Annotated in this window: 8 protein-coding genes; 6 read left to right on the top strand and 2 right to left on the bottom strand. The window is 71.0% G+C overall.

The window, feature by feature from the left end:
* Positions 1 to 365, top strand: a 365-nt coding sequence (locus tag ACFQS1_RS28750; protein ID WP_378974284.1) for a (Fe-S)-binding protein, incomplete at its 5' end; no start/stop codon positions are given.
* Here ACFQS1_RS28750 and ACFQS1_RS28745 read toward each other — a convergent pair.
* Positions 362 to 1,027: a GOLPH3/VPS74 family protein gene (locus tag ACFQS1_RS28745; RefSeq protein ID WP_378974282.1), complete on the bottom strand. Its 666-nt coding sequence runs from the start codon at positions 1,025 to 1,027 to the stop codon at positions 362 to 364. The two genes, ACFQS1_RS28750 and ACFQS1_RS28745, sit on opposite strands and share 4 nt — an antisense overlap.
* 102 nt (positions 1,028 to 1,129) lie before the next feature.
* On the opposite strand from ACFQS1_RS28745, the gene ACFQS1_RS28740 reads away from it, so the two are divergent.
* Both ACFQS1_RS28740 and ACFQS1_RS28735 read left to right on the top strand, forming a co-directional pair.
* On the top strand, positions 1,130 to 2,527 hold the full coding sequence (locus ACFQS1_RS28740) for a hemolysin family protein (RefSeq protein WP_378974280.1): 1,398 nt from the start codon (positions 1,130 to 1,132) through the stop codon (positions 2,525 to 2,527).
* Complete coding sequence (locus ACFQS1_RS28735; RefSeq protein WP_378974278.1) at positions 2,520 to 3,557, top strand: hemolysin family protein; 1,038 nt, start codon at positions 2,520 to 2,522, stop codon at positions 3,555 to 3,557. The genes ACFQS1_RS28740 and ACFQS1_RS28735 overlap by 8 nt, the downstream gene beginning before the upstream one ends.
* Positions 3,558 to 3,652: 95 nt before the next feature.
* Here the strand turns inward: ACFQS1_RS28735 and ACFQS1_RS28730 are convergent, their stop codons facing one another.
* Entirely contained in the window at positions 3,653 to 4,426 is a 774-nt protein-coding gene (locus ACFQS1_RS28730) for a LamG-like jellyroll fold domain-containing protein (protein ID WP_378974275.1), read from the bottom strand.
* A 361-nt stretch (positions 4,427 to 4,787) separates the two neighbouring features.
* On the opposite strand from ACFQS1_RS28730, the gene ACFQS1_RS28725 reads away from it, so the two are divergent.
* Genes ACFQS1_RS28725 through ACFQS1_RS28715 form a run of 3 tightly spaced genes read left to right on the top strand, consistent with a single transcriptional unit; the run spans position 4,788 to position 7,565 of the window.
* Positions 4,788 to 5,489 carry a 4-carboxy-4-hydroxy-2-oxoadipate aldolase/oxaloacetate decarboxylase gene (locus ACFQS1_RS28725; RefSeq protein ID WP_378974273.1) on the top strand — a complete coding sequence of 234 codons (702 nt, stop codon included), beginning with the start codon at positions 4,788 to 4,790 and terminating at the stop codon, positions 5,487 to 5,489.
* Positions 5,482 to 6,558 (top strand): 4-oxalomesaconate tautomerase, encoded by a 1,077-nt coding sequence (locus tag ACFQS1_RS28720; RefSeq protein ID WP_378974270.1) that lies wholly within the window; start codon positions 5,482 to 5,484, stop codon positions 6,556 to 6,558. Before ACFQS1_RS28725 ends, ACFQS1_RS28720 begins: the two co-directional genes overlap by 8 nt.
* On the top strand, positions 6,555 to 7,565 hold the full coding sequence (locus tag ACFQS1_RS28715) for an amidohydrolase family protein (protein WP_378974267.1): 1,011 nt from the start codon (positions 6,555 to 6,557) through the stop codon (positions 7,563 to 7,565). The genes ACFQS1_RS28720 and ACFQS1_RS28715 overlap by 4 nt, the downstream gene beginning before the upstream one ends.
* Positions 7,566 to 7,576 lie beyond the last annotated feature (11 nt).

Genomic DNA, 7,576 nt, shown 5'->3' with positions numbered 1-7,576 from the left:
CGCCGGTCGAGCCGGTGAGCGACGTGACGTATCACGACCCCTGCTACTTGGGCCGGCACAACCGCGTGTTCGACGCCCCGCGCGAGCTGCTGGGCGAGATCACCGAGATGCCGCGCAACCGCGAGCGTTCGTTCTGCTGCGGCGCGGGCGGCGCGCGGATGTGGATGGAGGAGAAGATCGGCAAGCGGATCAACATCGAACGCACCGAGGAAGCCCTCGCCACCGGCGCCAAGACCATCGCGGTCGGCTGCCCGTTCTGCTACACCATGATCGGTGACGGCGTCACCGCGAAGGGCGAGCAGGAGAACGTCCAGGTCGTCGACGTGGCCTCGGTGTTGCTCCGCTCGCTCAAGCAGGAGGTCTAAGCCGACGATCCCGCGGTCGCCGCGGTGGTCGAGGCGATGATCGCGACCATCACGGCGGCCTGGATCTCCTCGATCGTCTTGCGTACGGCCTCGGCGGCCCACGCGCCCTCGCCGATCTCCTTGAGCCGGGCCGTCACCCGCTTGCGGTCGATCCCCGGAAGGATCTTGCGGTCGAGCTCGGTGGCCGCGACCAGCGCGCAGAGCGCGGCCGTCCGGGGCTCGACCTCGCCGGCGCCGAGCACCGCGGTACGGATCCGCTCGCGCGCGGCGGCCTCGACGGCCGGGACAACGCCGTTCACGGACGGGTACTTCGTACGCGGAAAGACCCAGAGCACCCGGTCCTTCTCGACGGTGAGCACGCCGTCGGCGACCAGCTTCTCGAGGATGCGCGGGCGGGCCTGCTTCGAGAGTTTCGTGACCCAGTGGCCGGGTTTGCGGGGCTTGTCCTCGGCGATCCGCGCCAGCGCCTCGTCGGCGAGAGCGTCCCCGATCGGCCCGCGATCGACCACGACCACCCTTTTGTCCGCGATGTCCACGCGGCGGGCCAGCGCCAGCTCGAGCAGGATCGCCCCGCCCAGCCCGTTGTCCAGGCGGGTGCCGTCCGTCAGCGGCGTGCCGTCCTCGTCGTAGGCCAGCAGCAGGAACTCCTCGGGAAGGCTCATCCTTCGACGGTAGCCGGTGGTGCGGCACACGTACTTCCCGCGCCCGTGTTCACGCATGCGAATGGCCGGTCCGGCACAATGAGGACCGAGGTGAATCCGATCATGGACGGCGTGCTCCTGACCGCGGTGCTCCCGTTGGCGGCGTTCGCGCTGCTCACGACGGCGAACGCGTTCTTCGTGGCGGCCGAGTTCGGGCTCGTCACGGTCGACCGGGCCGAGATCGACACGCGGGCGGGCGAGGGCGATCGCCGCGCCCGTACCGTGCAGCACGTCCTGCACAACCTCTCGTTCCAGCTCTCCGGCACCCAGCTCGGCATCACGCTGGCCACGATCCTCACCGGCTACCTCGCCGAGCCGGCCCTCTCGAAGCTGTTCGACCCGCTGATCAAGCCGATCGCCGGGGAGGCCACCGACGGGATCACCCACGCGCTCGCGCTGATCGTCGCCACGCTGCTGTCGATGCTCTTCGGCGAGCTCGTCCCCAAGAACGCGGCGCTGGCCCGGCCGATGCCGATCGCGCTGGCCACCGCGGCGCCGCTGCGCACCTTCTCGCGGCTCTTCAAGTGGCTGATCGCGGCGCTCAACGGCTCGGCGAACTGGCTGGTCCGGCGGATCGGCATCGAACCGCAGGAGGAACTGGCCAGCGCCCGCTCGCCCGAGGAGCTGGGCCTGCTCGCCGCGATCAGCGCCCGGGCCGGTGCGCTGCCCACCGAGACCGCGACGCTGCTGCGCCGCACGATCCGCTTCGGCGAGAAGCGCGCGGCCAAGGCGATGACCCCGCGGGTCGACGTGGTCGGGCTCAAGACCACCGCGAGCGTCGCCGACCTCATCGCCGTCTCGCGCGACACCGGGCACACCCGTTTCCCCGTCTACGAGAACACCATCGACGTGGTCATGGGGGTGGTCGGGGTGCCGGACGCGCTCGGGGTGCCACTCGAGCGCCGTGCCGCGACTCGCGTCGCGACGATCGCGAAAGAGCCCGTGTACGTGCCGGAGAGCCTCGGCCTCGACCGGGTGCTCGCGGCGCTGCGCGCGGCGGACGCCGACCTGGCGATCGTGGTCGACGAGTACGGCGGCACCGACGGCGTCGTCACGGTCGAGGACCTGATCGAGGAGCTGGTCGGCGAGATCACCGACGAGTACGACGCCGACGTCGAGGAGGCCGGCGCGCAGGAGCTGACCGCGCCCAGCGGCGACAAGACGTTCCTGGTGGACGGGATGCTGCGCGAGGACGAGCTGATGGAGCAGACCGGGTTCACGCTGCCCGAGGGCCCGTACGAGACGCTCGCCGGCTTCCTGCTGGCCCGGCTCGGCCACATCCCGGTGGCGGGCGAGTCGCTCGAGGAGCACGGCTGGGAGTTCACCGTGATGGAGGTCGACCGGCACCGCATCGAACAGGTGCGCGTCGTCGTACCTGCCCCGCAGGGGCTCGGGTTCTCCGCGCCGTCCGTAGGACCAGGCGCCGGTAGCGGCACAGCCACGGAGCCCGCCGATGACTAAGCTCCTGGTCACCGTCCTGCTGCTGATCGGCAACGGCGTGTTCGTCGGCGGCGAGTTCGCGCTGATCGCGTCCCGGCGTACCGCCCTCGAGCCGCTCGCCGCCACCTCCCGGCCCGCCCGGTGGGCGCTCTCGGCGATGAACCAGATCCCCCTGATGATCGCCGGCGCCCAGCTCGGCATCACGGTCTGCTCGCTCGGGCTCGGCGCGATCGCCGAGCCGGCCCTCGCGCACGTGCTGGAGGGCCCGTTCGCCGCGCTCGGCCTGCCCGAGAACATGCTGCACCCGGTCGCCTTCGTGCTGGCCCTGATCGTGGTGGTCTACCTGCACACGGTCATCGGCGAGATGGTGCCCAAGAACATCACCCTGGCCGGTCCGGAACGAGCCGCGCTGATCCTGGGCCCGTTCATGCTGGCCTTCTGCACCGCCACCAAGCCGCTGCTCAACGCGATGCGCTGGGCCTCCCGCACGGTGCTCAAGCTGTGGAAGGTCGAGGCCACCGACGCGGTCAAGACCGTCTTCACGGCCGAGGAGCTGGCCGGCATGGTCACCCAGGCACGCAGCGAAGGCCTGCTCGGCTCGGAGCAGTACGCCCGGATCCACGCGGCGCTCGGCCTCAACGACCGCACCGCCGCCGACACGCTGCGCCCCTGGTCGGGCGTGACCACGGTCGCCGACGACGTCTCGCCGGCGACCATCGAGGCGATCTCCACCCGCACCGGCCGTTCCCGCTTTCCCGTGGTGCACCGGGAAACCCGCCGGGTGCTGGGCTTCGTACACGTCAAAGACATTCTCGGGTACGCGGCGGGACAGCGCCGCCTGCCCATCCCGGCCGACATCATCCGCCCGCTCGCGGTGGTGGCGCCGGAGCGGACGCTGGCCGACCTGCTGCTGGCCATGCGCCGAGACCGCCTGCACATCATGCTGGTCAGCGACGGCCGGCGGCCGCTCGGCGTGATCACCCTGGACGACGTGATCCACGCCGTGGTCGGCGAGCCGGGGCACGCGCTCGCGCCGGCCCGCTCGATCTAGCCGGCCTTGTCGGGCACCCGCTAAGTCAGATTCGAGACGTTGAGCAGGTCAGCGGCCTCCTGGATGCTCAGGTCGGGCATGCCTTCCATTGTCCGTTAGTCGCCGATGGTGAGGAAGACGTTGTCGATCTCGCCGGCGTACTGGTCGTTGCCCTGGGCCGGGCCCTTTCCGCCGACGCGCAGTGGCTCGGCGTTGGCGATGGACAGGCGCCGCGGGACGCGCACCCACGCTCGCGGCACCCCGTCGACGATCGTGGTGAGGCGGTTGTTGGCGCGTGCGCAGGTCAAATCGTGCCAGCGGCCGTCGGCCACGTCGACCCATGGCTCGGCTCGGTAGATGCGGCCGGTGCGGCCGGTGATCACGCAGCTGGGGTGGCCGAGGCGATGGTCGACCTGGAGCTTGAACTGGCTCACGCCGCCGACCGAATAGCCCTTCTGCACCACATTCGCCCCGTCCGACAGGTCGCCGTGGGTCATCAGGACCGAGGCGCCGTACTGGAGGGTGCGCGTGCCGGGGTTGAGCCCGTCGTCGCGGAAGCCCTCGAGGATCGCCCTCGGACAGTCGATCTCGCGGGCCAAGGTGCAACGGTCGGGATAATCAACGGCAAGACCAGGGCCCTGGGGTACGAGTCGGAGCGCGCCGCCGTTCTGGGCGAGCGGGCGCAGCTCGTGCCCGCCTGCCAGGTCGGTGATCGGATTGCGCACTCCGCCGTCGAAGGTGTAGCGCAGGCTGACCGGTGCGGCGGCGACCCCGATCCGGCCCGCGGCCGGCCTGGGTGACCGGAAGTCCGCGGCGGGCAGCACCCCGCTCGCCGGTGGGGTGCCGGCCGACGCGCGGGCCGGGGTGAGCCCGGCGATGAGCAGGAGCACGCCCGCGAGGACAAGAGGTCGCCGATGACGAGACATGCGGCAATTGTCCGGATTACCCGCTCTATACGGAAACCCACACCAGCACTCCGGCAAAATGCATCGGATTGCACCCGGAAGTGGTACCCCATGTGGGTGTCCAGCGATACCCCAGCCGAACCGCGACAAGATCGCAGCCAATATTGTCAACAAAACTGGAAGGCGCAGGTGAGGTGGCCGAACTAGGGGTCGGGTACGGTCGATCCGGCCAGCGCGATTGTTGACAATCCGCCCGCGCCACCTAGGCTCTAACCCGTAACAGCGGCGCAGCGGGACGAGCGCGACGCGCCACCAAGGTCCCGCCGGGGATTCGGGAGGCTGGGGCATGAGGACCGTCGTGGTAACGAACCCGCCGCGGGCGGACGTCGACGACGCCGAGACCCTGGGCGGCTACGGCGTGGCCACCGTGCACGAGGCCCTCGGCCGGGTCGGCTATCTCGGCCCCGAGTTCCGCCCGGCCTGGCCCGGGGCCCGGATGGGCGGCACCGCGGTCACCGTGCTCTGCTGGCCCGGCGACAACCTGATGATCCACGTGGCGGTCGAGCAATGCCGCCCCGGCGACGTGCTGGTCGTGGCCACCAACTCCCCGTCCACCGACGGCCTGTTCGGCGAGCTGTTCGCGGGCGCGCTGCGCAAGCGCGGCGTACGCGGCGCGGTGCTGGCCTCCGGCGTACGCGATGTCTTTGATCTTCGGGAAATGCAGTTTCCGGTCTGGTCGCGCGCCATCAGCGCCCAGGGCTCGGTGAAGGCGACCGCCGGCGCCGTGAACGTGCCGATCGTCCTCGGCGGACAGACGATCCACCCCGGCGACGTGATCCTCGGCGACGACGACGGCGTCACGCTCGTGCCCCGGCTCGACGTGCCCCGAGCCCTCAAGTCGGCGAAGGCCCGCCTCGACAAGGAGGCCGCGACCCGGGCGGCCTTCGCCGAGGGCGAGCTCGGCCTCGACCGGTACGGCCTGCGCGACAAGCTGGCCGGCCTGGGCATCGAGTACGTCTCCTACGAGGAGTACGCCCACGGTGACTGATTACGACAGCACCGGTGTTCGCTGCACGATGCTGCGCGGCGGCACCTCGCGCGGGCTCTACTTCGAGCCGGCCGACCTGCCCGCCGACCCGGCCGAGCGCGACGACCTGCTGCTGCGCCTGATGGGCACGCCCGACCCGCGCCAGATCGACGGTCTCGGCGGCGCCACGTCGCTGACCAGCAAGGTCGCCGTGATCAGCCGCTCCGAGCACCCGTCGGCCGACGTCGACTACCTGTTCCTGCAGCTCGGCGTCGACGAGCCCACGGTCAGCACCGGGCAGAACTGCGGGAACATCCTGGCCGGCGTGGGGCCGTTCGCCGTCGAGCGGGGCCTGGTCCCGGCCGGCGACCGGGAGACCAGCGTGCGCATCCGCATGGTCAACTCGGACAGCGTCGCCGTCGCCACCTTCGCCACCCCGAGTGGCCGCGTCGAGTACCGCGGGGCCGTGGCGATCTCCGGTGTGCCCGGCACCGCGGCCCCGGTGACGCTGGCCTTCACCGACACCGAGGGTTCGGCCACCGGCCGCCTGCTGCCCACCGGCAACATCCGCGACGCGATCGACGGGATCGAGGTGACGTGCGTCGACAACGGCATGCCGGTGGTGCTGGCGATGGCCGGGGAGTTCGGCCTGACCGGGTACGAGTCGCCCGAGCGGCTCGCCGTCGACCAGCCGCTGCTCGGCCGGATCGACGCGTTCCGGCGCAAGGCCGCCCAGCTGATGGGCCTGGGCGACGAACCGGGGCCGATCCCCAAGACCGTGCTGCTCGCTCCGCCCCGTGCCGGCGGCCGGGTCAGCACCCGCTCGTTCATCCCGGTGCGGCCGCACACCTCGATCGGCGTGCTGGCGGCGATCAGCGTGGTCACCGGCATGCTGCTGCCGGGCGCGGTCGGGCACGAGCTCGCCGCGGAGTGGCCGGCCGGCAGTTCCCAGGTCGACGTCGAGCATCCATCCGGGCACCTGCTGGTCGACGTCCTCGTCGACGGCCGGACGGTCCTTCGGTCGGGGGTCGTCCGCACCGCCCGCAAGCTCTTCGACGGCACCGCCTACCCCCGGGGAGAAACGAAGTGATCATCGACTGCCACGTGCACTACACGACGGTGCCCGCCGCGCACACCGACTGGCGCAGGGCGCAGCTCGCGGCGTGGGAGACCGGCGAACGTACTCCGGCGTACCCCGACATCCCGGACGACGCGATCCGCGAGTCGATCGAGGGCAGCCAGCTGCGGCTGATGCGCGAGCGCGGCGTCGACCTGACCATCTTTTCCCCGCGCGCCTCGGCGATGGCGCACCACCAGGGCGACGAGACGGTGAGCCGGCAGTGGGCCGAGGCCTGCAACGACCTGATCCACCGGGTCACCCGGCTCTATCCCGACAGCTTCGCCGGCGTCTGCCAGCTGCCGCAGTCGCCGGGCGTGCCGATCGCCAACTCGATCGCCGAGCTGCGCCGCTGTGTCGAGGAGCTCGGCTTCGTCGGCTGCAACCTCAACCCCGACCCGAGCGGCGGCCACTGGACCTCGGCGCCGCTGACCGACCGCGGCTGGTACCCGTTCTACGAGGCGATGGTCGAGCTGGACGTGCCGGCCATGGTGCACGTCTCGGCGGTGACCAACCCGAACTTCCACGCCACCGGCTCGGCCTACCTGAACGCCGACACCACCGCGTTCATGCAGTTCCTCCAGGCCGACCTGTTCCGGGACTTCCCCGAGCTGCGGATCGTCATCCCGCACGGCGGCGGCGCGGTGCCGTACCACTGGGGCCGCTTCCGCGGCCTGGCCGACATGCTCAAGCGGCCGCCGGTGGAGGAATCCGTCATGGGCAACGTCTTCTTCGACACCTGCGTCTACCACCAGCCCGGCATCGACCTGCTGTTCGAGGTCATCGACATCGACAACCTGCTGTTCGGCTCCGAGATGGTCGGCGCCGTGCGCGGCATCGACCCGCGGACCGGGCACTACTTCGACGACACCCGCCGGTACGTCGAAGCGTTGGATCTTGCGACCGGCGACCGGGAGAAGGTCTTCGAGCGCAACGCCCGGCGCGTCTACCCGCGACTCGAACAGCTGATCAAAGCCTGAGGAGAGCCCGG

Origin of the sequence: Paractinoplanes rhizophilus, assembly GCF_042664765.1 — a bacterium.
GTDB classification, from domain to species: domain Bacteria; phylum Actinomycetota; class Actinomycetes; order Mycobacteriales; family Micromonosporaceae; genus Actinoplanes; species Actinoplanes rhizophilus.
Note: the sequence above shows the minus strand (reverse complement) of the source record. Positions and strands in the feature narration are given on the sequence as shown.

Bases quoted from the DNA above. Each gene is read 5' to 3' on its own strand.
- ACFQS1_RS28745 (WP_378974282.1), bottom strand. From the start codon at position 1,027: ATGAGCCTTCCCGAGGAGTTCCTGCTGCTGGCCTACGACGAGGACGGC.
- ACFQS1_RS28740 (WP_378974280.1), top strand. From the start codon at position 1,130: ATGGACGGCGTGCTCCTGACCGCGGTGCTCCCGTTGGCGGCGTTCGCG.
- ACFQS1_RS28735 (WP_378974278.1), top strand. From the start codon at position 2,520: ATGACTAAGCTCCTGGTCACCGTCCTGCTGCTGATCGGCAACGGCGTG.
- ACFQS1_RS28725 (WP_378974273.1), top strand. From the start codon at position 4,788: ATGAGGACCGTCGTGGTAACGAACCCGCCGCGGGCGGACGTCGACGAC.